The following is a 22,670-nucleotide window of genomic DNA, read 5'->3' as shown; positions in this document are numbered from 1 at the left end:
AAGGTGTTTGTCATACTAGCTTGTGAATGTGAACGCTTTCACAAGCGCTCGCTGAGCGTATGTTCCACAAGCCTGTGAGGTAAGGAGCGGCGACGTGGACCTGGCTTTGGCGCCGGAGACCCTGGCGCGCTGGCAGTTCGGCATCACGACCGTCTACCACTTCCTGTTCGTGCCCCTGACCATCTCCCTCGCGGCGCTCACCGCGGGGCTCCAGACGGCCTGGGTGCGCACGGAGAAGGAGAAGTACCTCAGGGCGACCAAGTTCTGGGGCAAGCTCTTCCTGATCAACATCGCGATGGGCGTCGTCACGGGCATCGTGCAGGAGTTCCAGTTCGGTATGAACTGGTCCGACTACTCGCGCTTCGTCGGCGATGTCTTCGGCGCCCCGCTGGCCTTCGAGGCCCTGATCGCCTTCTTCTTCGAGTCCACCTTCATCGGCCTGTGGATCTTCGGCTGGGACAAGCTGCCGAAGAAGATCCACCTGGCGTGCATCTGGATGGTCTCGATCGGCACGATCCTGTCGGCCTACTTCATCCTCGCGGCCAACTCGTGGATGCAGCACCCGGTCGGCTACCGGATCAACAAGGAGAAGGGCCGGGCCGAACTCACCGACTTCTGGGCCGTGCTGACCCAGAACACCGCGCTCAGCCAGGTCTTCCACACCATGTCGGCGGCCTTCCTGACCGGTGGCGCCTTCATGGTGGGTATCGCCGCCTTCCATCTGTTCCGCAAGAAGCACGTCGCCGTGATGAAGACCTCGCTGCGGCTGGGCCTGGTCACCGTGGTCATCGCCGGCCTGCTCACCGCGATCAGCGGTGACGTCCTCGGCAAGGTGATGTTCAAGCAGCAGCCGATGAAGATGGCCGCCGCCGAGGCGCTGTGGGACGGTGAGGCGCCCGCGCCGTTCTCGGTCTTCGCCTACGGCGACGTCGAGAAGGGGCACAACAAGGTCGCCATTGAGATCCCCGGCCTGCTCTCCTTCCTCGCGAACGACGACTTCACCTCGCGTGTCCCCGGCATCAACGACGTCAACAAGGCCGAGCAGGAGAAGTACGGGCCCGGTGACTACCGGCCCAACATCCCCGTCGCCTACTGGGGTTTCCGCTGGATGATCGGCTTCGGCATGGCGTCGTTCACCATCGGCCTCGCCGGACTCTGGCTCACCCGCAAGAAGTTCATGCTGCCGCAACACCTGCGGGTCGGTGACGACGAGGTGCCCCACCTCGTCCTCCTCAGGAACAAGGCCCTCAGCCCCAAGCTCGCCAAGCTGTACTGGCTGGTCGCGATCTGGACCCTGGGCTTCCCGCTGATCGCCAACTCCTGGGGCTGGATCTTCACCGAGATGGGCCGCCAGCCCTGGGTCGTCTACGGCGTCCTGCAGACCCGTGACGCGGTCTCCCCCGGTGTCTCCCAGGCCGAGGTCCTCACCTCGATGATCGTCTTCACGGCCCTGTACGCCGTCCTCGCCGTCGTCGAGGTCAAGCTGCTGGTCAAGTACGTGAAGGCCGGCCCGCCCGAACTCACCGAGGCCGACCTCAACCCGCCCACGAAGATCGGCGGCGACTCCCGTGACGCCGACAAGCCGATGGCCTTCTCCTACTAGGCCGAGGGAGCTGCACAGTCATGGAACTGCACGACGTCTGGTTCGTCCTGATCGCCGTCCTGTGGACCGGCTACTTCTTCCTCGAAGGGTTCGACTTCGGGGTCGGCATCCTCACCAAGCTGCTCGCCCGCGACCGGCCCGAGCGGCGGGTGCTGATCAACACCATCGGCCCCGTCTGGGACGGCAACGAGGTGTGGCTGCTCACGGCGGGCGGCGCGACCTTCGCCGCCTTCCCCGAGTGGTACGCCACGCTCTTCTCGGGCTTCTACCTGCCCCTGCTGCTCATCCTGGTCTGCCTCATCGTGCGGGGCGTCGCCTTCGAGTACCGGGCGAAGCGGCCCGAGGAGAACTGGCAGCGCAACTGGGAGACCGCGATCTTCTGGACCTCGCTCCTGCCGGCGTTCCTGTGGGGCGTGGCCTTCGGCAACATCGCGCGGGGCGTGAAGATCGACCGGAACTTCGAGTACGTCGGCAACCTCTGGGACCTGCTCAACCCGTACGCGCTGCTCGGCGGTCTGGTGACCCTGACGCTGTTCACCTTCCACGGTGCGGTGTTCACGGCGCTCAAGACCGTCGGCGAGATCCGGGAGCGGGCGCGGAAGCTGGCCCTGAAGGTCGGACTGGTCACCGCGGTCCTCGCCCTGGTCTTCCTACTGTGGACGCAGGTCGACAGCGGTGACGCCAAGAGCCTCGTCGCGCTGGTCGTGGCCGTCGCCGCCCTGGTCGCCGCGCTCGTGGCCAACCAGGCGGGGCGCGAGGGCTGGTCGTTCGCCTTCTCCGGCGTCACCATCGTGGCCGCCGTGGCGATGCTCTTCCTGACGCTCTTCCCGAACGTCATGCCGTCCACGCTCGACGCGGACTGGAGCCTCACGGTGACCAACGCCTCGTCGAGCCCGTACACCCTCAAGATCATGACCTGGTGCGCGGCGATCGCCACACCGCTCGTGATGCTCTACCAGGGGTGGACCTACTGGGTGTTCCGCAAGCGCATCGGAACGCAGCACATCGCTGAAACCGCGCACTGAGGTGTGTTTCACGTGAAACCAATCGATCCGCGTCTGCTCCGGTACGCCCGCGCCACCCGCCTCTTCCTGGTGGCGGTCGTCGGCCTGGGTGCCGTCGGGGCGGCGCTGGTCATCGCCCAGGCGATGCTCATCGCCGAAGTGGTGGTCGGCGCGTTCCAGCACGGTCTGTCGGTCGCCGGACTCCGCACTCCCCTGCTGCTGTTGGCGGCCGTGGCGATCGGCCGCGCGCTGGTCGCCTGGCTCACCGAACTCGCCGCCCACCGGGCGAGCGCGGCGGTGAAGTCGGAGCTGCGGGGCCGGCTCCTGGAGCGTGCCACCGCGCTGGGGCCCGGCTGGCTCGGCGGCCAGCGCACCGGCTCGCTGGTCGCTCTCGCCACGCGCGGTGTGGACGCCCTGGACGACTACTTCTCCCGCTACCTCCCGCAGCTGGGGCTCGCGGTGGTCGTGCCGGTCGCGGTGCTGGCGCGGATCGTCACCGAGGACTGGGTCTCGGCGGCCATCATCGTCGGCACCCTCCCCCTCATCCCGGTCTTCATGGTGCTGATCGGCTGGGCCACACAGACGCGGATGGACCGTCAGTGGCAGCTGCTGTCCCGGCTCTCCGGGCACTTCCTCGACGTGGTCGCCGGGCTGCCGACGCTGAAGGTGTTCGGGCGGGCCAAGGCCCAGGCCGAGTCGATCCGGCGCATCACCGGTGAGTACCGCCGGGCGACCATGCGGACGCTGCGGATCGCCTTCATCTCGTCGTTCGCGCTGGAACTGCTGTCGACGCTCTCGGTGGCCCTGGTCGCCGTGACGATCGGCATGCGGCTCGTGCACGGCGAGATGGACCTGTACATCGGCCTCGTCATCCTCGTGCTCGCGCCCGAGGCGTATCTGCCGCTGCGGCAGGTCGGGGCGCAGTACCACGCGGCCGCCGAGGGGCTCGCGGCCGCCGAGGAGATCTTCGCCGTGCTGGAGACGCCGGTCCCGGCCTCGGGCACGACGGCGGTTACGGCGGGCGGTCTGGCCTTCGAGGACGTGACGGTCCGCTACCCCGGACGCTCGGCCGACGCCGTCTCCGGCGTGTCCTTCACCGTCGCACCAGGGGAGACCGTCGCGCTGGTGGGCCCGAGCGGCGCGGGCAAGTCGACCCTGCTGCACGCCCTGCTGGGCTTTGTGCGACCCGCCGAGGGCCGGGTACGGGTCGGGGGAGTCGACCTCGCGGACGCCGACCTGGAGCAGTGGCGGTCACGGATCGCCTGGGTGCCGCAGCGCCCGCATCTGTACGCCGGGACGGTCGCCGAGAACGTACGGCTGGCGCGTCCCGAGGCCGACGAGGCCGCCGTGCGGCGGGCGTTGGCGGACGCGGGGGCGCTGGACTTCGTGGACGCGCTGCCCGAGGGAGCGGCCACGGTGCTCGGCGAGGACGGGGCCGGGCTGTCGGCGGGGCAGCGGCAGCGGCTCGCGCTGGCCCGGGCGTTCCTCGCGGACCGTCCCGTGCTGCTGCTGGACGAGCCGACGGCCGCGCTCGACGGGGAGACCGAGGCGGAGGTCGTCGCGGCCGCACGGCGGCTGTCGGCCGGGCGGACCGTGCTGCTGGTGGTGCACCGCCCGGCACTGCTGGGTGTGGCGGACCGGGTGGTACGGCTGGACACGGCGGAGGGAGCCGCGAGGCCCGTCGGTGCCGGGGTGGACCGGGCGGCGGAACCGAAGGCCGCTCCCGAGCCTCTGAACGCCGCTTCCGAGCCGCTGGAGGAGGCGGCCGTGTCCGTCGCGGTCGAGCCCGTGACCGGCGGCGTCCTCGCCCGGGTCCGTGGCATGGCGGGCGCCCGCCGCGGCCGGCTCACCCTCGCTCTGCTGCTCGGCAGCCTCGCCCTCGGCAGTGCCGTCGGGCTCATGGCCACCTCCGGATGGCTCATCTCGCGGGCCTCGCAGCAGCCGCCGGTGCTGTACCTGATGGTGGCGGTGACGGCGACCCGCGCCTTCGGCATCGGGCGGGCGGTGTTCCGGTACGCGGAGCGGCTCGTGTCGCACGACGCCGTGCTGCGGATGCTCGCCGACACCCGGGTCGCGGTGTTCCGGCGCCTGGAGCGGCTGGCCCCCGCGGGACTGCGGACGACGCGCCGGGGCGACCTGCTGACGCGGCTGGTCGCCGATGTGGACGCCCTGCAGGACTACTGGCTGCGCTGGCTGCTGCCCGCCGGTGCCGCCGTCGTCGTGTCGGCCGGGTCGGTGGCGTTCACGGCATGGCTGCTGCCCGAGGCGGGAGCAGTGCTGGCAGCCGGGCTGCTGGCGGCCGGAGTGGGTGTCCCGCTGGTCACCGGAGCGGTGGCGCGGCGGGCCGAGCGCCGGCTCGCCCCCGCCCGGGGGGTGCTCGCCACCCGTACGGCCGACCTGCTCACCGGCACCGCCGAACTGACCGTCGCGGGCGCCCTGCCCGCCCGTACCGCTGAGGTACGCGCCGCCGACGGCGTGCTCACCCGCATCGCCTCCCGGGCCGCCACGGCCACCGCGCTCGGCGACGGGCTGACCGCGTTCGTCTCCGGGCTGACCGTCGCCGCCGCCGCGCTCGTGGGCGCCCGGGCGGTTGCCGCGGGACGACTGGACGGCGTCACCATGGCGGTGGTGGTCCTCACCCCGCTGGCCGCCTTCGAGGCCGTCCTGGGGCTCCCCCTGGCCGTGCAGTACCGCCAGCGGGTGCGCAGGAGCGCGGAACGGGTGTACGAGGTCCTGGACTCCCCCGATCCCGTACGCGAGCCGGAGCGGCCCCGTCAGGCGCCCGCGTCGCCGTTCCCGCTCGTCCTCGAGGGGCTGGCCGCCCGGCACGCCGGGCAGGACCGGGACGCCCTCGCCGGGGTCGACCTGACGCTGGCACAGGGGCGCAGGATCGCCGTCGTGGGGGCCTCCGGCTCCGGCAAGACGACCCTCGCGCAGGTGCTGCTGCGCTTCCTGGACGCGGACGCGGGCTCGTACACGCTCGGCGGCGTGGACGCCGGCGCCCTGGACGGGGACGACGTGCGGCGGCTCGTCGGGCTGTGCGCCCAGGACGCGCACCTCTTCGACAGCTCGGTGCGCGAGAACCTGCTGCTGGCCAGGAAGGGTGCGAGCGAGGACGAGCTGCGGGACGCGCTGGCGCGGGCCCGCCTGCTGGAGTGGGCGGACGGGCTGCCCGACGGGCTCGACACACTCGTCGGCGAACACGGCGCCCGGCTCTCCGGTGGGCAGCGGCAGCGCCTCGCGCTGGCCCGCGCGCTCCTGGCCGACTTCCCCGTGCTGGTGCTCGACGAGCCCGCCGAGCACCTCGACCTGCCGACCGCCGACGCGCTCACCGCGGACCTGCTGGCCGCCACCGAGGGCCGTACCACCCTCCTCATCACGCACCGGCTGGCCGGGCTGGAGTCGGTGGACGAGGTGGTCGTCCTGGACGCGGGCCGGATCGTGCAGCGCGGGACATATGGGGAACTGGCGGCCGTGGAGGGTCCGTTGCGGAGGATGGTCGAGCGGGAGGCGGCGGCGGAGCTGCTGGTGGGGGCGCGGTAGGCCGGACCGCCGGCTCGGGGCGCGGGTTGCGCCATCAGGGGTGGTGCGTCCCCCGGCCGTACGACCACAACAGGACCGGGTGCGGACCGCCGGGTCACGATCGCTGACATGCGCTCACTTCACCGTCGTACCCGGCTCGTCGTGGCCTCGCTGTGCGGGGCCGTCGTGCTGGCGGCCGGGCCCACGGCCGCCGACGGGGAGCCCGGCGACGGCGCGGACTCCGGGCTCAGCACGCAGGTGGCGCGGCTGTACGAGGACGCGGCCGTGGCCACCCAGCGGTACGAGACGGGGCGGCGCGAGGCGGAGGCGAAGCAGGGCGAGGTCCGGCGGCTGGAGGCGCTCCTGGGCCGGGAACGGGGGGAGATCGCCGTGCTGCGCGAGGACCTGGGCCGAATCGCCCGCGCCCAGTACCGGGGCGGGGGCGGGCTGCCGGTCGTCGCGCAGATGCTGCTGGCGGGCGATCCGGACCGGCTGATGCGCGGTCAGCATCTTTTCTCCCAGGCGAATCTGGCCCTGGACAACGCGATGGACAAGAGCCGCCGGGCCGAGGCACGGCTGGCCGCCGACGAGGCGAAGGCCGTGGAGGCCTGGCAGGTGGTCGAGCGGCGCAACGTCGAACTCGCCGCCCTGAAGAAGGACATCGAGGACAAGCTGGACCAGGCGCGGTGGCAGTTGCAGGGCCAGGCGGACGCCTCGGTCGCCGCGGGCGCGTGCCGCGGTGCCGTGCGGCTCGACCAGCCGTCCACGCAGGTCGTGGGCGAGTGGGTCACGCCCGTCGAGACGTACACCCTGTCCGCGGGGTTCGGCAGCGGTGGTGAGCGCTGGGTGAACCGGCACACCGGGCAGGACTTCGCGGTGCCGATCGGAACGCCCGTGCGGGCGGTCGGCGCGGGGCGCGTGGTGCGGGTGTCGTGCGGCGGCGCGTTCGGCATCGAGATCGTGCTCCAGCACGCCGACGGCTACTACACGCAGTACGCCCATCTGGCCGCCGTCACGGTCGACCAGGGCGACAGTGTGACGGCCGGGCAGTGGATCGGTCAGTCGGGCACGTCCGGCAACTCGACGGGCCCGCACCTGCACTTCGAGGTGCGGGTGACTCCCCAGCTGGGCTCGGGGATCGACCCGGTGCCGTGGCTGGCGGCACGCGGGGTGCCCGTCGCCTAGCGGGCCGGTGGACCGGGCCGGCCCCAGGGACTACCGGCGCTCGGTGATCAGTTGCTCGATGACGACGGCGACGCCGTCCTCGTTGTTGGCGACCGTCTGTCCCGAGGCGGCGGCGATCACGTCCGGGTGCGCGTTGCCCATCGCGTACGAGCGGCCCGCCCAGGTCAGCATCTCGACGTCGTTGGGCATGTCCCCGAACGCGACGACCTCCTCGTGCGAGATGCCGCGCTCCGCACAGCACAGGGCGAGCGTGCTGGCCTTGGAGACGTCCGGGCCGCTGATCTCCAGCAGGGCGCTGGGGCTGGACCGGGTGACATTGGCCCGGTCGCCGATGGCGAGGCGCGCCAGGGTGAGGAAGGCGTCGGGGTCGATCGTGGGGTGGAACGCGAGGATCTTCAGCACCGGTTCGGCGGAACCGGGGCCGTCGGGCGCCAGCAGCTCCTCGGCGGGCGCGAGGTTGTCGGGGACCTCCATGTGCATCTTCGGGTACTCCGGCTCCTGGTAGAAGCCGTACGTCTGCTCGATCGCGTACATCGTGCCGGGCGCCGCGTCGCGCAGCAGCCGTACGGCGTCCAGCGCGTTGTCCCGCTCCAGCTCGCGCACCTTCACGAACCGGTGGGTGCCGGGGCCGCCGTGCAGGTCGACCACGGCGGCGCCGTTGCCGCAGATCGCCAGGCCGTGGCCGTGGACATGGGCGCTGACGACGTCCATCCAGCGGGCCGGGCGGCCGGTGACGAAGAAGACCTCGATGCCCGCCTCCTCGGCGGCCGCGAGGGCGGCGACCGTGCGCGGGGACACCGACTTGTCGTCGCGCAGCAGAGTGCCGTCGAGATCGGTGGCGATCAGCCGCGGCGGAAGGGCGGGGGCCGGGGTCTCGGGCTGTCGAGTCGCTGAGGTCACCCGGCCATTCTCGCGCATATGCCCGCACGACCGTGCGAGAGTCCGCACACATGAGTCACAGGAACGGCTCAGGTGGCCGGACTTCCACGGCTCGGGTGACCGGTCGTCGTTGTCAGCCCAGTTGGCCGGGTGCCTCCATGGCGATCTGCTCGAAGACCTTCTCGTCTGCCGCGAAGTCGGAGTCCGGGATGGGCCAGTGGACCACCAGCTCGGTGAAGCCGAGCTCCTGGTGCCGGCCCGCGAAGTCGACGAAGGCGCCCAGGGACTCCAGCGGGCGGCCACGGTCCGGGGTGAACCCGGTGAGCAGGATCTTGTCCAGTTCGTTCACGTCCCGCCCCAGAGCCGCGCAGGTGTCGGCGAGCTTCTCGACCTGACCGCGAATGGCCTGAACGGACTGCTCCGGGGTGCCGGTCTCGTACAGCTTGGGGTCTCCGGTGGTCACCCACGCCTGCCCGTGGCGGGCCGCGAGCCGCAGTCCGCGCGGTCCCGTCGCCGCGACGGCGAAGGGCAGCCGGGGACGCTGGACGCAGCCGGGGATGTTGCGCGCCTCGTGCGCCGAGTAGTAGTCGCCCTCGTACGACACGGAGTCCTCCGTGAGCAGCCGGTCGAGCAGCGGCACGAACTCGGCGAACCGGTCGGCCCGCTCACGCGGGGTCCACGGCTCCTGGCCGAGCGCGGTGGCGTCGAAGCCGGTGCCGCCGGCGCCGACGCCGAGGGTGACCCGGCCGCCGGAGATGTCGTCCAGGGAGATCAGGTCCTTGGCGAGGGTCACCGGGTGCCGGAAGTTCGGCGAGGTCACCAGCGTGCCCAGACGCAGACGATCGGTCACGGCCGCGGCGGCGGTGAGCGTGGGGATCGCGCCGAACCAGGGGCCGTCACGGAAGGTGCGCCAGGACAGGTGGTCGTAGGTGTAGGCGGTGTGGAAACCGAGCTGCTCGGCCCGTGTCCACGCCGAACGACCCCCCTCGTTCCAGCGTCGGTACGGGAGGATCACGGTGCTCAGGCGCAGACTCATGTCATCGAGCGTATGCGGCCGACCGTGTTTCACGTGAAACGGTCACCGTACGCGGCCGGCCAGCCACGGACTGAGGGCGAAGGAGATGAACTCCTTGTGCACCCGGTCGCCCGGCAGGGGCACCACCAGATAGGCGCTCGGCGGGAAGCGGCGGGTCTTCACCCAGGCGTGGCCGTCGTAGATGGCGCGGAGGAAGGCGGGCACGTCGTCGCGGTCCACGTCGGGGCACGGCAGGCCCTCGACGGTGATCACGGCGTCGCCGTCCGGGTAGAGCCGTACGCTCACGCCGGGTCGGCCGCCCAGCTCGACGTAGGCCTCATGGGGCAGCGTGCCGTCCGGGTCGGTGGTGACGCCGAGGCCCGCGGTGGTGCGGCGGGAGGTCTGGTCGGCGCCGATGTCGTGGGTGACCTCGATGTCGAGGGCGTACGCCTCCGCGATCGCGCGGAGGGCGGTGACGGCGGCCTCGGTGGTGGGGAGGTGGTCCATACCACCGATCATGCACGGTCAGTGCTTCTCGGGGAACCTCAGGTACTGCGGCGGTACGGCCTGCGTCAGCCACACCCCGTTGGCGCTGACGTGGAAGACATGTCCGTCCCGGTGCATGGCGCCGGCGTCCACCGACAGGACGACGGGGCGGCCCCGGCGGGCGCCGACCCGGGTCGCGGTCTCGCGGTCGGGCGAGAGGTGCACGTCGTGCCGGTTCATGGGCCGCAGCCCCTCGGCGCGGATCGCGTCCAGGGAGCGCGCCACGGTCCCGTGGTAGAGGTACGGCGGCGGGGGCGCCGGGGGCAGTCCGAGGTCGACCTCGATGCTGTGGCCCTGGCTGGCGCGGATCCGGGTGCCCTCGATCGCGAAGCGCTTCTTGTCGTTGTGGGCGACGACGTGGTCCAGCTCGTCCCGGGTGAAGTGGAAGCCGTGCGCGGCACACGCCGCCATCAGCTCGTCGATCTCGACCCAGCCGGACTCGTCGAGGGTGAGGCTGATCCGCTCGGGCTGATGGCGCAGGTGCTTCGAGAGGTACTTCGACACCTTCACGGTGCGTCTTTCGTCCATCCATCCAGGATGACGGGAGAGACGTGGATCACGCATTTTCTTTTATGCCCGAGGTTTGGTCCACAACCAACAGGAGTTATCCACAGGCAAGTTGGAGATTCTGTGGACAACCGGCCGCCCTGTTGAGGCCTTTCGCCAACGTCATCTGACGGACCATGAGTTGAGGCAGGACGGCCGAAGTCCCCTCACAGCGGCGGCTGCAGTCGGGCCAGCGCCCTCAACACCCTGGGCACGAACCGCGACAGGACATGCGCTCCCCGCGCTTCCGGCGTCACCGGGACCACCGCCTCGTTACGGGCCACGGCACGCAGAATCGCGTCGGCGACCTTCTCCGGCGGGTAGTTGCGCAGCCCGTACGCGCGCGTGGAGCGATCCTGGCGGCGTTTCTCCTCCGCCGCGTCGACGCCGACGAAGGTGGCCGTGGCCGTGATGTTGGTGTTCACCAGCCCGGGGCAGATCGCCGTAACGCCGATGCCCCGCCCGGCCAGTTCGGCGCGCAGGCACTCGCTCAGCATCAGCACGGCCGCCTTGGACGTGCTGTAGGCGGGCAGTGCCCGGGACGGCTGAAAGGCCGCCGCCGACGCGGTGTTGACGATGTGGCCGCCCTGTCCGCGCTCGGCCATCCGTCGGCCGAAGAGCCTGCACCCGTGGATGACCCCCCAGAGGTTGACGTCCAGAACCCGCCGCCAGTCGTCGGACGTCGTGTCGAAGAACGAACCCGACAACCCCACACCGGCGTTGTTCACCAACACGTCCAACACCCCGTACTCGGCGTGCACCTTGGCCGCGAGCTTCTCCATCTCCTGTTCGTCGGAGACGTCCACGGTCTCCGCCCAGGCCTCGGGCGCGCCGATGAGCCGGGACAGCTCGGCGGTGCGGGCCGCGCTCTGAGCGTCCCGGTCGACGGCGATCACCCGCGCTCCCGCCTCGGCGAACGCGAACGCCGTGGCCCGCCCTATGCCGCTGCCGGCGCCCGTGACCAGCACCAACTGCCCGCCGAAAGGGTCGGCGTAGCGGCCGGTGGCCCGCGGCCGCGGCGCCCCGCTGTCCTCGATCGACGTGACGAACTCCGTGATCCAGGACGCGAGCCGGTCGGGGCGCGTCCGCGGGATCCAGTGCTTCGCGGGGAGCGTGTGCCGGGTCAACTCGGGAGCCCACCGCTCCAGTTCGTCGTAGAGCCGCTCCGACAGGAACATGTCGCCCAGCGGCGTGATGAGCTGCACGGGCACGTGCGCGTGCGCGTCGGGGCGCGGGCGGCGCAGCCGGGTCCGTACGTTGTCCCGGTACAGCCAGGCGCCGTTGGCCGCGTCCGACGGCAGGGACGGCGTCGGGTAGTCGCGCCCCGGCACCTTCTCGACCTGGCGCAGAATCCGGGGCCAGTGCTTGCCGAGCGGGCCGCGCCAGGCGAGTTCGGGCAGGGCGGGCGTGTGGAGCAGGTACACGTACCAGGACTTGGCGCCCTGGCCGAGGAGTTGACCGATCCGGCGTGGAGTGGGCTTGGTGAGGCGGCTGTTGATCCAGTGGCCGAAGTGGTCGAGGGACGGCCCGGACATCGACGTGAAGGACGCGATGCGGCCCCTGGTCCGCTCGACGGTCACGAACTCCCAGGACTGCACCGAACCCCAGTCGTGCCCCACCAGGTGCACCGGCCGGTCCGGGCTGACCGCGTCCGCGACCGCCAGGAAGTCGTCCGTCAGCTTCTCCAGGGTGAACCCGCCCCGCAGCGGCTTCGGCGCGGTGGAACGGCCGTGGCCCCGGACGTCGTACAGCACCACGTGGAACCGGTCGGCCAGCCGGCCCGCCACCTCGGACCACACCTCCTTGCTGTCCGGGTAGCCGTGCACCAGCACGACCGTCGGCCGCCCGGGGTCACCCAGCTCGGCCACGCACAGCTCTATCCCACCGGTCCGCACCCGCCGCTCGCGCGCGCCCTCCAGCACCGTCACTCCGCCGCCACCTTCCGCTCCGCCTTCTCTTCCGCCCAGCGCCGCATATGCGGCAGATCGTCGTCCAGCCAGAAGGCACTCTCCTCGGGATCCGCGGAGTCGGTGACCACCAGGATCTCCTCGAACTTGGCGCCCGTGCCACGGAATCCGAGATGAGGTTCGACCGCCCACAGGCCCGGCCGCGGCGGATGGTCGGAGAAACGGTACGGCGACCACAGGGGCGACCAGCCCTCGCGGTGGCCGTGCAGAGCGTCGGCCGCCAGACCCTTCAGGGACTGTGTGCCGAAGCCGAACAGGCGGGGCGCGAAACGGCGTTCCCTCACCCGGTCCACCTTGTGCGCGATCACGCCGAACGGATACGCGCGGTGCCGGTTGGCGTACCCCTGGCGGACCATGAGGCGATCGACGTCGGCATAGATCTCACGCAGCGACCGCCGCTCGCGGACCTCGCGCAGGATCAGCTCCCGGTGCGCCTCCAGGTCGGCCATCAGCCGCTCCTGCACCGGGTGGGCGCCGAGCGCGCCCGAGTAGCCGATGTCCGCCGTGTAGCCCTGAAGTACGGGTGCCATGTCCAGGATGAACGGCATCCCGGGCTCCAGCGGGCGGTTGGTGGGGAAGAACTGCAGCGGAATCCGGAAGCCCGCGAAGGCCGTGCGGTCCCCGAACCAGGCGAACGGCAGATGGAACCAGTCGCGCACACCGCGCTCGCCCAGCCACTCCCGCTGCATGCGAGCCGCCTCGCGCTCGGTGACCCCCGGCTCCAGCCGGGCCGCCACCGCCTCCGCGCACTCGTAGGCGAGCCGCTGCACCCGCCTGAATCCCCGCAGCTCGGCGGAGAGTTCGCCCGTCACTGCCGTCGTCATGCCACCTCGTCCCACCGGTCCGCGCCGACTGCGGTACGTGTCCGTAACTTGACCACGCCGAATCTGGCAGTTGTTAGATAAATCGTCAATAGGTTGCCCCGTAACTCTGAAGCAGGGCATCCCCTACGGGCCCGTACATCTGAGGTCTGACGCGAAGACGGCTCTGAGGTCTGACGAAATCCGTGGCGTGCGTCACTAAATTCGAGGCTGTGACTGTGATCGCGACCGAAAGCCTGAGCAAGCGGTTCCCCAGGGTGACCGCTCTCGACCGGCTGTCCGTGGACATCGGACCCGGTGTGACCGGACTCGTCGGTGCCAACGGCGCCGGCAAGTCCACGCTCATCAAGATCCTGCTGGGTCTCTCGCCCGCCTCCGAGGGCCGCGCCGAGGTGCTCGGCCTCGACGTGGCCTCCAAGGGCGCCACCATCCGCGAGCGGGTCGGCTACATGCCGGAACACGACTGCCTGCCGCCCGACGTCTCGGCCACCGAGTTCGTCGTGCACATGGCCCGCATGTCCGGCCTGCCGCCCACCGCCGCGCGCGAGCGCACCGCGGACACCCTGCGCCACGTCGGGCTGTACGAGGAGCGCTACCGCCCCATAGGGGGCTACTCCACCGGCATGAAGCAGCGCGTCAAGCTCGCCCAGGCGCTGGTGCACGACCCGCAGCTGGTCTTCCTCGACGAGCCCACCAACGGCCTCGACCCGGTCGGCCGCGACGAGATGCTCGGCCTGATCCGCCGCATCCACACCGACTTCGGCATCTCGGTCCTGGTCACCTCCCACCTCCTGGGAGAGCTGGAGCGCACCTGCGACCACGTCGTCGTCATCGACGGCGGCAAGCTCCTGCGCTCCAGCTCCACCACCGACTTCACGCAGACCACCACCACCCTGGCGATCGAGGTCACCGACTCCGACGCCCACCCGGACGGCACCCGCGCGATCCGCGAGGCGCTCCACGCGCGCGGGGTGGACGTCCTCGACTCCGCCGACGGTCTGCCCGGCGCCGGCCACATCCTGCTGCTGTCCGCCCAGGGCGAGGAGACGTACGACGTCGTCCGGGACGCGGTCGCCGACCTCGGCCTCGGCCTGGTCCGCATGGAACAGCGCAGGCACCACATCTCCGAGGTCTTCAAGGACAGCGACGAGAAGGACCGCGACGAGCAGCGGAAGGAGGCCGTCGGCCATGGCGGTTGAACACCCGGTCTCCGCCCCCTCGGGCGACCAGACCCGCATCCACAACATCGGCTACCGCAGCTATGACGGCGCCCGCCTCGGCCGCTCCTACGCCACCCGCTCGCTCTACTCGCAGTCCCTGCGCGGCGCCTACGGCCTCGGCCGCTCGGTGAAGTCCAAGGTGCTGCCGATGCTGCTGTTCGTGGTGATGTGCGTGCCCGCGGCCATCATGGTCGCCGTCGCGGTCGCCACGAAGGCCAAGGAACTCCCCCTGGACTACACGCGCTACGCGATCGTCATGCAGGCCGTCATCAGCCTGTACGTCGCCTCGCAGGCGCCCCAGTCCGTCTCCCGCGACCTGCGCTTCAAGACCGTCCCGCTGTACTTCTCGCGGCCCATCGAGACCGCGGACTACGTACGCGCCAAGTACGCGGCACTGGCCTCGGCCCTGTTCGTCCTCACCGCCGCCCCTCTCCTCGTGCTCTACGTCGGCGCGCTGCTGGCCAAGCTCGACTTCGCCGACCAGACCGAGGGATTCGCTCAGGGACTCGTCTCCGTGGCACTGCTCTCGCTGCTCTTCGCCGGCATCGGCCTGGTCATCGCCTCGGTGACCCCCCGCCGCGGCTTCGGTATCGCGGCCGTCATCGCCGTCCTGACCATCTCCTACGGCGCGGTCTCCACCCTCCAGGGCATCGCCGACGTCCAGGACAGCTCCGGCTCGATTTCGTGGATCGGCCTGTTCTCGCCGATCACGCTGATCGACGGCGTGCAGTCCGCGTTCCTGGGCGCCGGCTCGGCCTACCCGGGCGGGATAGGTCCGTCCAAGGGCGAGGGCGTGGTGTACGTCCTCGTCGTCCTCGGCCTGATCGCCGCCAGCTACGGCCTGCTGATGCGCCGCTACCGGAAGGTGGGCCTGTGACCACGCTCTCCATCGACCACGTCTCCCGCTGGTTCGGCAACGTGGTGGCGGTCAACGACATCACCATGACCATCGGCCCCGGCGTCACCGGCCTGCTCGGCCCCAACGGCGCCGGAAAGTCCACCCTCATCAACATGATGGGCGGCTTCCTGGCCCCCTCCACCGGCACGGTCACCCTCGACGGCCAACAGGTCTGGCGCAACGAGGCGATCTACAAGCACATCGGCATCGTCCCGGAACGCGAGGCGATGTACGACTTCCTCACCGGCCGCGAATTCGTCGTAGCCAACGCCGAGTTGCACGGCCTGGGCGCCAAGGCAGCCCAGAAGGCACTGGCCACGGTCGAGATGGAGTACGCGCAGGACCGCAAGATCTCCACCTACTCCAAGGGCATGCGCCAGCGCGTGAAGATGGCGAGCGCCCTCGTCCACGAGCCGTCGCTGCTCCTGCTCGACGAGCCCTTCAACGGCATGGACCCGCGCCAGCGCATGCAGCTCATGGACCTGCTGCGGCGCATGGGCGACGAGGGCCGCACCGTGCTGTTCTCCTCCCACATCCTCGAAGAGGTGGAGCAGCTCGCCTGGCACATCGAGGTCGTCGTCGCCGGACGGCACGCGGCCAGTGGCGACTTCCGCAAGATCCGCCGGCTGATGACCGACCGACCGCACCGCTATCTGGTGCGCTCCAGCGACGACCGGGCCCTCGCGGCCGCGCTGATCGCCGACCCGTCGACCTCCGGCATCGAAGTCGACCTGGCCGAAGGCGCGTTGCGCATCCAGGCCGTCGACTTCGGCCGCTTCACGACGCTGCTGCCGAAGGTCGCCAGGGACCACGGCATCCGGCTGCTGACGGTCTCGCCGTCCGACGAGTCCCTCGAGTCCGTCTTCTCGTACCTGGTCGCGGCGTAGGAGGCCGAAGATGTACGACCCCACAGTCGCCCGGCTCACCTATCGAGCCCTGCTCGGCCGTCGCCGGGCCCTCATCCTGGGTGCCCTGCCCCTGCTGCTGATCGCGATCTCCGCGGTCGTGCGGGCCCTCGCGCACGCCGACGACCAGACGGCCGCCGACCTGCTGGGCGGACTCGCGCTGGCCACGATGGTGCCGATCATCGGCGTCATCGCCGGCACCGGCGCGATCGGCCCCGAGATCGACGACGGCTCCGTGGTGTATCTGCTGTCCAAGCCGATCAAGCGGCCCACGATCATCTTCACCAAGCTGATCGTGGCGATAGCGGTGACGATGGTGTTCTCGGCCCTGCCGACGCTGATCGCCGGGTTCATCCTCAACAACAACGGCCAGCAGATCGCCGTCGCCTACACCGTGGCCGCGCTGGTCTCCTCCATCGCCTATGCGGCGCTCTTCCTGCTGCTGGGCACGGTGTCGCGGCACGCGGTGGTCTTCGGGCTCGTCTACGCCCTGGTCTGGGAGGCCCTGTTCGGCTCCCTGGTGCCGGGTGCGCGCACGCTCAGCGTCCAGCAGTGGTCGCTGGCCGTCGCCCACAAGGTGGCCGGCGGGGATCTGGTCACCTCGGACGTCGGGCTGACGACGGCGACGGTGTTCCTGGTCGTGGTGACCGTCCTGGCCACCTGGTACGCCGGGCAGAAGCTGCGGGCGCTGACGCTGGCCGGCGAGGAGTAGGCCGCGCTTCCCGGACGATCGGCCCGTCTTCCCGGAGGGCGGGCCGGTCTTGACGGGGCCTTCACCTCCCTCCGGGCACACTGGGCAAAGCGGATACGGCTAGGAGGACGGGGATGGCGGACGACATACCGGTCAGCGACGGTCGCGGACAGGCCGGGGAGGAGATCTGGGACGACCTCGTCCTGGACGAGGACTTCATCCGGGCCGCCGAGACGTCCGAGCCGTCCGCCCGAGCCCGGATGCTCGCCGCACGCTGGCGGGCGGAGGAGCCCGAGCCGCAGCCGTGGCGCTCCGACGAGCCGCCCGCCGGATGGTTCTTCAGCAAGGCCCGCCGCCGCAGGTGGCGCCGCCGCTAGCACAGGCGTTTTATTCGCTGGCGCCCAACTCGTCCCCCGGGCAGAGTGGTTGCCGTACAGCACGTGTACACCACATACCGGGAGAGGAGCGGGGCGATGTCCATGCACGGCAGTACGCCCAGCTCCCGACAGGGCAGCCGGCGCCGGGCTTCGGAGTAGTTACCCCTCCGTGAAGCCCGTGTCGCACGGGGAGTTGCCCGGGGCGGCCGCTTCGAGCACGCGATGTCGCTCTCGCGTGGGCCGCCCACCCGGAGGATTGGCCGAGTGGTAAGGCACCGGTTTGCTAAACCGTGGTCGGGTCTGAAGGGCCCGCGCACGTTCGATCCGTGCATCCTCCGCGAGACGTTGTCACTGGAACTTGGCCGAGAACCGACAGGCGGTCGCACGGGTGCGGGAGCGTGGTGGCTGGTCGTGCCCGCGCAAGCCCCTCGCTCCCGCTAGCCCTGGCCCAGCAGTCGCTCCACCACCACCGCGATGCCGTCCTCCTCGTTGGAGGACGTCACCTCGTCGGCCACCGCCTTCAGTTCCTCGTGGGCGTTGGCCATGGCCACACCCCGGGACGCCCAGGCGAACATCGGGATGTCGTTGGGCATGTCGCCGAAGGCGATCGTGTCGGCGGCCTTCAGACCGAGGCGGCGGGCCGCCAGGGAGAGCCCGGTGGCCTTGGAGAGGCCCAGGGGGAGCAGCTCCACGATGCCCTCGCCGGCCATCGCGACGGTGACGAAACCGCCCGCGGCCCGGCGGGAGGCCTCCGCCAGCTCGTCGTCGGACAGCGTCGGATGCTGGATGTAGATCTTGTTCAGCGGGGCGGTCCACAGGTCGGACGCGTCCGTGAACGGGGTCGACGGCAGCCTGCCGGTGACCGCGTAACCGGGGCCGACCAGCACCTCGCCCTCCAGGCCGTCCCGGCTCGCCGCCAGGTACAGCGGGCCGACCTCCGCCTCGATCTTCGCGAGGGCCACCCCGGCGAGCTGCCGGTCCAGGGTGACCGACGTCAGCAGACGGTGCGTGCCGGCGTCGTAGACCTGGGCGCCCTGGCCGCAGACGGCGAGGCCGTCGTAGCCGAGGTCGTCGAGGATGTGCCGGGTCCAGGGGACCGCGCGGCCGGTGACGACGATGTGCGCCGCGCCTGCCGCCGCGGTGGCGGCGAGCGCGTCACGGGTGCGCTGCGAGACCGACTCGTCGGAGCGCAGGAGCGTTCCGTCGAGGTCGGTCGCGATCAGCTTGTAGGGGAACCCCCCGGAGGGAGACGCGGTGCTCACTTGGCGACCGGCTCCAGGACCTCCCGGCCGCCGAGGTACGGGCGCAGCACCTCGGGCACGCGCACGGAGCCGTCGGCCTGCTGGTGGTTCTCCAGGATCGCCACGATCGTGCGCGGGACGGCGCAGAGCGTGCCGTTGAGCGTGGCCAGCGGGCGGACCTGCTTGCCCTCGCGGACGCGGATCGACAGCCGGCGGGACTGGAACTCGGTGCAGTCCGAGGTCGAGGTCAGCTCGCGGTACTTGCCCTGGGTCGGGATCCACGCCTCGCAGTCGAACTTGCGGGCGGCCGAGGAGCCGAGGTCACCGGTGGCGACGTCGATCACGCGGAACGGCAGCTCCAGCGAGGTCAGCCACTGCTTCTCCCACTCCAGCAGGCGCTGGTGCTCCGCCTGGGAGTCCTCGGGGGTGACGTAGGAGAACATCTCCACCTTGTCGAACTGGTGGACGCGGAAGATGCCCTTGGTGTCCTTGCCGTGCGAGCCGGCCTCGCGGCGGAAGCACGGGGAGAAGCCGGCGTAGCGCAGCGGCAGCCGGTCGGCCTCGATGATCTCGTCCATGTGGTACGCGGCGAGGGGCACCTCGGAGGTGCCGACCAGGTACAGGTCGTCCTTGTCGAGGTGGTAGACGTCCTGGGCCGCCTGGCCGAGGAAGCCGGTGCCCGCCATCGACTGCGGGCGGACCAGCGCCGGGGTCAGCATCGGGGTGAAGCCGGCCGCCGTGGCCTGGGCGATCGCCGCGTTGACCAGGGCCAGCTCCAGCAGGGCGCCGACGCCGGTCAGGAAGTAGAAGCGGGAGCCGGAGACCTTGGCGCCGCGCTCGACGTCGATCGCGCCGAGGATCTGGCCGAGCTCCAGGTGGTCCTTGGGCTCGAAGCCCTCGGCGCCGAAGTCGCGGATGGTGCCGTGTGTCTCGAGGGTGGCGAAGTCCTCCTCGCCGCCCACGGGCACGTCGGGGTGGACGAGGTTGCCGAGCTTCAGGAGCAGCTCCTGGGTCTCGGCGTCGGCCGCGTCGCGCTCGGCGTCGGCGCTCTTGACGTCGGCCTTGAGCTGTTCGGCGCGCTTGAGCAGCTCGGCCTTCTCGTCGGGGGAGGCCTTGGGGATCAGCTTGCCGAGCGACTTCTGTTCGGCGCGCAGCTCGTCGAAGCGGACGCCGGACGACCTGCGCCGCTCGTCGGCAGAGAGGAGGGAGTCGACGAGCGCGACGTCCTCTCCACGGGCGCGCTGGGACGCGCGCACACGGTCGGGGTCCTCACGGAGCAGGCGAAGGTCAATCACGCGGTCAAGGCTACCGGTGCGCGGTTGCGGCTCACGACTCCGTATTCCGAACCGCGCGCCGAACACTACGAATCATGGCTTACGTTCCGTTATGAGGGATTTGCGGAACGTGTCAAGGAAAAGTGTCTCACTCCCTGGGACGAGGCATGTGACGGGCGTCGCATTGACTCGATTTCCTTGCGGGGGCCGGGACTTGGGGGCGGGGTTGTCCACAGGAATCCACACCCCGAGTGAGTTATCCACAGGGTGTGCGAAACCTCTGTGGACATCGGAATGGATCATTCCGAGAGGGGGTCGCGCGGTGAAGAATTCCCGTTCCAAACGGTCTCCAGCTCCACTTTCGAGTGGAAATGGGTCGCCCCAAAGGATTGATCGAAGGAAACGGGTGGACGAAGAGTGATGTGCACGGCTGTGGGCGCGCTTGACCTCTCCAGGGCGATTTGTCGACTGGGTGGCGCTTCCGTGTCGACTTGTCCCCAGGTCGAGAAGCCCACCTGTGGATAACTCCTGTGGATAACGAAGATATGCAGGTAGGACCGGCCTGAACCCGGCCCGGCGGCGGGTCTAGAACCGGCCGTCCTGGCAGCGCGCCACCCAGTCCGCCGCCGCCACGAACTCCCCGTCCGAGGTCCCGGTCAGCGGAGCCGGTACGTCCGCCCTGGTCACGTCCGCGCGCGGGTACGAGCCGAGGAAGCGCACATCGCGGCAGATCCGCTTCAGCCCCATCAGCGCGTCCGTCACCCGGCGGTCGGAGATATGCCCCTCGGCGTCGATGCAGAAGCAGTAGTTGCCGATGCCGGCGCCGGTCGGCCGGGACTGCAGCACCATGAGGTTGATGCCCCGGGTGGCGAACTCGCCCAGCAGATCGCGCAGCCCACCGGGGTGGTCGTCGCGCTGCCACAGCACGACCGACGTCTTGTCCGCACCGGTCGGCGCCGCGGGCCGGGCGGGCCGGCCCACCAGCACGAACCGGGTCTGGGCGTTCTCGGCGTCGTGGATCCCGGTCTCCAGGGCCTCCAGGCCGTACCGGGCGGCCGCGAACTCGCCCGCGAAGGCGGCGTCGTAGCGGCCCTCCTGGACCAGCCGGGCGGCGTCCGCGTTCGAGGCGGCCGACTCCCAGACGGCGTCCGGGAGGTTGGCCTTCAGCCAGTTGCGCACCTGCGGCTGGGCGGCCGGATGCGCGGACACCGTCTTGATGTCCGACAGCGCGGTGCCGGGCCGGACGAGCAGCGCGAAGGTGATCGACAGCAGCACCTCGCGGTAGATCATCAGCGGCTCGCCCGCGACCAGCTCGTCCAGAGTGGTGGTGATGCCGCCCTCGACGGAGTTCTCGATCGGGACGAACGCGGCCTCGGCCTCACCGCCGCGCACCGCGTCGAGCGCGGACTGCACGGACACATAAGGAATCAGCTGCCGGGTGGCGGTCTCCGGAAGCGTGCGCAGGGCGACCTCCGTGAAGGTGCCCTCGGGGCCGAGGTACGCATAGCTCGCTGGCATGACCTCACCCTAATGGCCCTTGCGAAACCATGGGCCGCTGTCTCACGAGACCCCTCCCACGAATGAATCCGCGTAACCCCGGGCGCAGGAGTTGGACCAGACCGAGGAACCGACCTGCCTCACGGCTCTCGCGTCACCCCTCCAGCAACGCCTGCCCCACGTAGTCCCCGTCCGCCGCCCCGCCCGGCACCGCGAAGAGGCCGCTGGACTCGTGGCGGATGTACTTCGACAGGGCGTCCCCACGGTCCAGCTTGCGCTGCACGGTGACGAAGCCGCGCAGTGGGTCCGCCTGCCAGCAGACGAACAGCAGACCCGCGTCCGGCGTGCCGTCCACGTCGATGCCGTCGTGGTAGGAGAAGGGCCGCCGCAGCATGGCCGCCCCGCCGTTCTGGTCGGGCCGGGTGATGCGGGCGTGCGCGTTGATCGGGACGACCAGATCGCCGTTCGCGTCCGTCTTCTCCAGGTCCATCGCGGTCGTCTCGCTGCCCCCGGACAGCGGCGCCCCATTGGACTTGCGCCGCCCGATGACCTGCTCCTGCGCGGCCTGCGACAGCTTCTCCCAGTCGTCGAGGAGCATGCGGATCCGGCGTACGACGGCGTAGGAACCGTTCGCCATCCAGGCCGGGTCCTTGGTGCTCTTCACCGGGACGAAGATGCGCTCGTCGAAGTCGGAGTCGGTCGGCTTGGGGTTGCGGGTGCCGTCCATCTGGCCCATCAGGTTGCGGGCCGTCATGGGGTGGGCGGTGGCGCCCGGCGTGCGGTTGAAGCCGTTCATCTGCCAGCGGACCTTCGCCGCGCTGCCCGCGTCCTTCTGGATCGCGCGCAGGGCGTGGAAGGCGACCAGTGCGTCGTCGGCACCGATCTGCACCCACAGATCGCCGTTGCTGCGAGCCTTGTCCAGGTGGTCCGAGGAGAAGTCCGGCAGCGGGTCCAGGGCGACCGGGCGCTGCTTGTCCAGGCCGGTACGGGCGAAGAAGCTGTTGCCGAAGCCGAAGGTGATCGTCAGCGAGGACGGGCCGGCGTCCCGCGCGACGTCCGTGTCGTCGTTCGGGGCCGCCTCGCCCGCCATCAGCCGACGGGCCGTCTCCGACCAGCGGCGCAGCAGCGCGGCGGCCTCCTTGCGGCCCGCGCCGGCCGCGAGGTCGAAGGCCACCAGATGCCCCCGCGCCTGGAGGCCCTGGGTGATGCCGGGCTGATGTTTCACGTGAAACTGCGCCTGACCCGCGCCGATCGAGGACAGCGGGGTCGCCTGGGCGGGCGCCGCCGCATAGCCGGCGGCCGCTCCCGCCGCGCCGAGCACGAGCCCGGTGGCACCGGCGGTGCCGAGCAGCTTGCGCCGCGTCAGACGCGTCAGACGCGCCGGACGCGCCGGGTCCTCGGCGGACCGGGACTCCGCGGTGGCGGCAGCCTCGGGGGAGGGGGTGGGGGCCTCGGGAAGGGACTGGTCGGGCATGGTGC

The 22,670-nt window shown here is 70.8% G+C and carries 19 protein-coding genes and 1 tRNA gene; 10 read left to right on the top strand and 10 right to left on the bottom strand.

Features of this window, described 5'->3' with window-relative positions:
- Positions 1–94: 94 nt before the first annotated feature.
- The 4 genes from ACIRF9_RS31025 to ACIRF9_RS31010 all read left to right on the top strand — a co-directional run bounded on the left by ACIRF9_RS31025 (position 95) and on the right by ACIRF9_RS31010 (position 7,314).
- Positions 95–1,603 carry a cytochrome ubiquinol oxidase subunit I gene (locus ACIRF9_RS31025; RefSeq protein WP_403828696.1) on the top strand — a complete coding sequence of 503 codons (1,509 nt, stop codon included), beginning with the start codon at positions 95–97 and terminating at the stop codon, positions 1,601–1,603.
- Between the two features lie 20 nt (positions 1,604–1,623).
- Positions 1,624–2,628 (top strand): cytochrome d ubiquinol oxidase subunit II, encoded by a 1,005-nt coding sequence (cydB, locus tag ACIRF9_RS31020; RefSeq protein WP_403828694.1) that lies wholly within the window; start codon positions 1,624–1,626, stop codon positions 2,626–2,628.
- Positions 2,629–2,640: 12 nt separating this feature from the next.
- Positions 2,641–6,150 (top strand): thiol reductant ABC exporter subunit CydD, encoded by a 3,510-nt coding sequence (gene cydD / locus ACIRF9_RS31015; RefSeq protein ID WP_403828692.1) that lies wholly within the window; start codon positions 2,641–2,643, stop codon positions 6,148–6,150.
- A 108-nt stretch (positions 6,151–6,258) separates the two neighbouring features.
- Complete coding sequence (locus ACIRF9_RS31010; RefSeq protein ID WP_403828690.1) at positions 6,259–7,314, top strand: murein hydrolase activator EnvC family protein; 1,056 nt, start codon at positions 6,259–6,261, stop codon at positions 7,312–7,314.
- A 30-nt stretch (positions 7,315–7,344) separates the two neighbouring features.
- Here the strand turns inward: ACIRF9_RS31010 and ACIRF9_RS31005 are convergent, their stop codons facing one another.
- The 6 genes from ACIRF9_RS31005 to ACIRF9_RS30980 form a co-directional block, all read right to left on the bottom strand.
- Complete coding sequence (locus ACIRF9_RS31005) at positions 7,345–8,232, bottom strand: Cof-type HAD-IIB family hydrolase (protein WP_403828688.1); 888 nt, start codon at positions 8,230–8,232, stop codon at positions 7,345–7,347.
- Between the two features lie 94 nt (positions 8,233–8,326).
- Positions 8,327–9,229 (bottom strand): LLM class flavin-dependent oxidoreductase, encoded by a 903-nt coding sequence (locus ACIRF9_RS31000; RefSeq protein WP_403828686.1) that lies wholly within the window; start codon positions 9,227–9,229, stop codon positions 8,327–8,329.
- Positions 9,230–9,271: 42 nt separating this feature from the next.
- Positions 9,272–9,715: a hypothetical protein gene (locus ACIRF9_RS30995; protein ID WP_403828684.1), complete on the bottom strand. Its 444-nt coding sequence runs from the start codon at positions 9,713–9,715 to the stop codon at positions 9,272–9,274.
- An 18-nt stretch (positions 9,716–9,733) separates the two neighbouring features.
- Entirely contained in the window at positions 9,734–10,282 is a 549-nt protein-coding gene (locus tag ACIRF9_RS30990) for an RNA 2'-phosphotransferase (protein ID WP_403828682.1), read from the bottom strand.
- A 185-nt stretch (positions 10,283–10,467) separates the two neighbouring features.
- Entirely contained in the window at positions 10,468–12,228 is a 1,761-nt protein-coding gene (locus ACIRF9_RS30985) for an SDR family oxidoreductase (RefSeq protein WP_403828680.1), read from the bottom strand.
- The gene (locus tag ACIRF9_RS30980; RefSeq protein WP_403828678.1) at positions 12,225–13,091 is read right to left on the bottom strand and encodes a M24 family metallopeptidase; all 867 of its coding nucleotides are present in this window, start codon (positions 13,089–13,091) and stop codon (positions 12,225–12,227) included. The genes ACIRF9_RS30985 and ACIRF9_RS30980 overlap by 4 nt, the downstream gene beginning before the upstream one ends.
- A gap of 215 nt (positions 13,092–13,306) precedes the next feature.
- Here ACIRF9_RS30980 and ACIRF9_RS30975 point away from each other — a divergent pair, with 215 nt between their 5' ends.
- From ACIRF9_RS30975 to ACIRF9_RS30950, 6 genes are all read left to right on the top strand, one after another.
- Entirely contained in the window at positions 13,307–14,287 is a 981-nt protein-coding gene (locus ACIRF9_RS30975; protein WP_403828798.1) for an ABC transporter ATP-binding protein, read from the top strand.
- Positions 14,277–15,185, top strand: a complete 909-nt coding sequence (locus ACIRF9_RS30970; RefSeq protein WP_403828677.1) for an ABC transporter permease — start codon at positions 14,277–14,279, stop codon at positions 15,183–15,185. Before ACIRF9_RS30975 ends, ACIRF9_RS30970 begins: the two co-directional genes overlap by 11 nt.
- Complete coding sequence (locus tag ACIRF9_RS30965) at positions 15,182–16,093, top strand: ABC transporter ATP-binding protein (protein ID WP_403828675.1); 912 nt, start codon at positions 15,182–15,184, stop codon at positions 16,091–16,093. Before ACIRF9_RS30970 ends, ACIRF9_RS30965 begins: the two co-directional genes overlap by 4 nt.
- Before the next feature lie 10 nt (positions 16,094–16,103).
- On the top strand, positions 16,104–16,823 hold the full coding sequence (locus ACIRF9_RS30960) for an ABC transporter permease subunit (RefSeq protein ID WP_403828673.1): 720 nt from the start codon (positions 16,104–16,106) through the stop codon (positions 16,821–16,823).
- Between the two features lie 113 nt (positions 16,824–16,936).
- Positions 16,937–17,179, top strand: coding sequence for a hypothetical protein (locus tag ACIRF9_RS30955; RefSeq protein ID WP_403828671.1), 243 nt, complete (start codon positions 16,937–16,939; stop codon positions 17,177–17,179).
- Between the two features lie 250 nt (positions 17,180–17,429).
- A tRNA-Ser gene (locus ACIRF9_RS30950) sits at positions 17,430–17,517 on the top strand.
- Positions 17,518–17,616: 99 nt separating this feature from the next.
- On the opposite strand, the gene ACIRF9_RS30945 is transcribed toward ACIRF9_RS30950, so the two are convergent.
- From ACIRF9_RS30945 to efeB, 4 genes are all read right to left on the bottom strand, one after another.
- Positions 17,617–18,441 carry an HAD family hydrolase gene (locus tag ACIRF9_RS30945; RefSeq protein WP_403828669.1) on the bottom strand — a complete coding sequence of 275 codons (825 nt, stop codon included), beginning with the start codon at positions 18,439–18,441 and terminating at the stop codon, positions 17,617–17,619.
- Complete coding sequence (serS, locus tag ACIRF9_RS30940) at positions 18,438–19,715, bottom strand: serine--tRNA ligase (RefSeq protein WP_403828667.1); 1,278 nt, start codon at positions 19,713–19,715, stop codon at positions 18,438–18,440. The genes ACIRF9_RS30945 and serS overlap by 4 nt, the downstream gene beginning before the upstream one ends.
- Positions 19,716–20,279: 564 nt before the next feature.
- On the bottom strand, positions 20,280–21,212 hold the full coding sequence (gene pheA / locus ACIRF9_RS30935; RefSeq protein WP_403828665.1) for a prephenate dehydratase: 933 nt from the start codon (positions 21,210–21,212) through the stop codon (positions 20,280–20,282).
- Between the two features lie 133 nt (positions 21,213–21,345).
- Entirely contained in the window at positions 21,346–22,665 is a 1,320-nt protein-coding gene (gene efeB / locus ACIRF9_RS30930; RefSeq protein WP_403828663.1) for an iron uptake transporter deferrochelatase/peroxidase subunit, read from the bottom strand.
- Between the last annotated feature and the right edge of the window lie 5 nt (positions 22,666–22,670).

The organism is Streptomyces sp. NPDC096132, from assembly GCF_044763345.1.
Taxonomy (GTDB): Bacteria; Actinomycetota; Actinomycetes; order Streptomycetales; family Streptomycetaceae; genus Streptomyces.
The sequence above is the reverse complement of the archived record's forward strand: the minus strand, read 5'-3'. Positions and strand labels throughout refer to the sequence as shown.

Excerpts from the sequence above, each read along its gene's own strand:
- ACIRF9_RS30980 (WP_403828678.1), bottom strand. The coding sequence starts at position 13,091 with ATGACGACGGCAGTGACGGGCGAACTCTCCGCCGAGCTGCGGGGATTC.
- efeB (WP_403828663.1), bottom strand. The coding sequence starts at position 22,665 with ATGCCCGACCAGTCCCTTCCCGAGGCCCCCACCCCCTCCCCCGAGGCT.
- ACIRF9_RS30970 (WP_403828677.1), top strand. The coding sequence starts at position 14,277 with ATGGCGGTTGAACACCCGGTCTCCGCCCCCTCGGGCGACCAGACCCGC.
- pheA (WP_403828665.1), bottom strand. The coding sequence starts at position 21,212 with ATGCCAGCGAGCTATGCGTACCTCGGCCCCGAGGGCACCTTCACGGAG.
- ACIRF9_RS31010 (WP_403828690.1), top strand. The coding sequence starts at position 6,259 with ATGCGCTCACTTCACCGTCGTACCCGGCTCGTCGTGGCCTCGCTGTGC.
- ACIRF9_RS31000 (WP_403828686.1), bottom strand. The coding sequence starts at position 9,229 with ATGAGTCTGCGCCTGAGCACCGTGATCCTCCCGTACCGACGCTGGAAC.
- ACIRF9_RS30955 (WP_403828671.1), top strand. The coding sequence starts at position 16,937 with ATGGCGGACGACATACCGGTCAGCGACGGTCGCGGACAGGCCGGGGAG.
- ACIRF9_RS31005 (WP_403828688.1), bottom strand. The coding sequence starts at position 8,232 with ATGCGCGAGAATGGCCGGGTGACCTCAGCGACTCGACAGCCCGAGACC.
- ACIRF9_RS30960 (WP_403828673.1), top strand. The coding sequence starts at position 16,104 with ATGTACGACCCCACAGTCGCCCGGCTCACCTATCGAGCCCTGCTCGGC.
- ACIRF9_RS30995 (WP_403828684.1), bottom strand. The coding sequence starts at position 9,715 with ATGGACCACCTCCCCACCACCGAGGCCGCCGTCACCGCCCTCCGCGCG.
- cydB (WP_403828694.1), top strand. The coding sequence starts at position 1,624 with ATGGAACTGCACGACGTCTGGTTCGTCCTGATCGCCGTCCTGTGGACC.
- ACIRF9_RS30990 (WP_403828682.1), bottom strand. The coding sequence starts at position 10,282 with ATGGACGAAAGACGCACCGTGAAGGTGTCGAAGTACCTCTCGAAGCAC.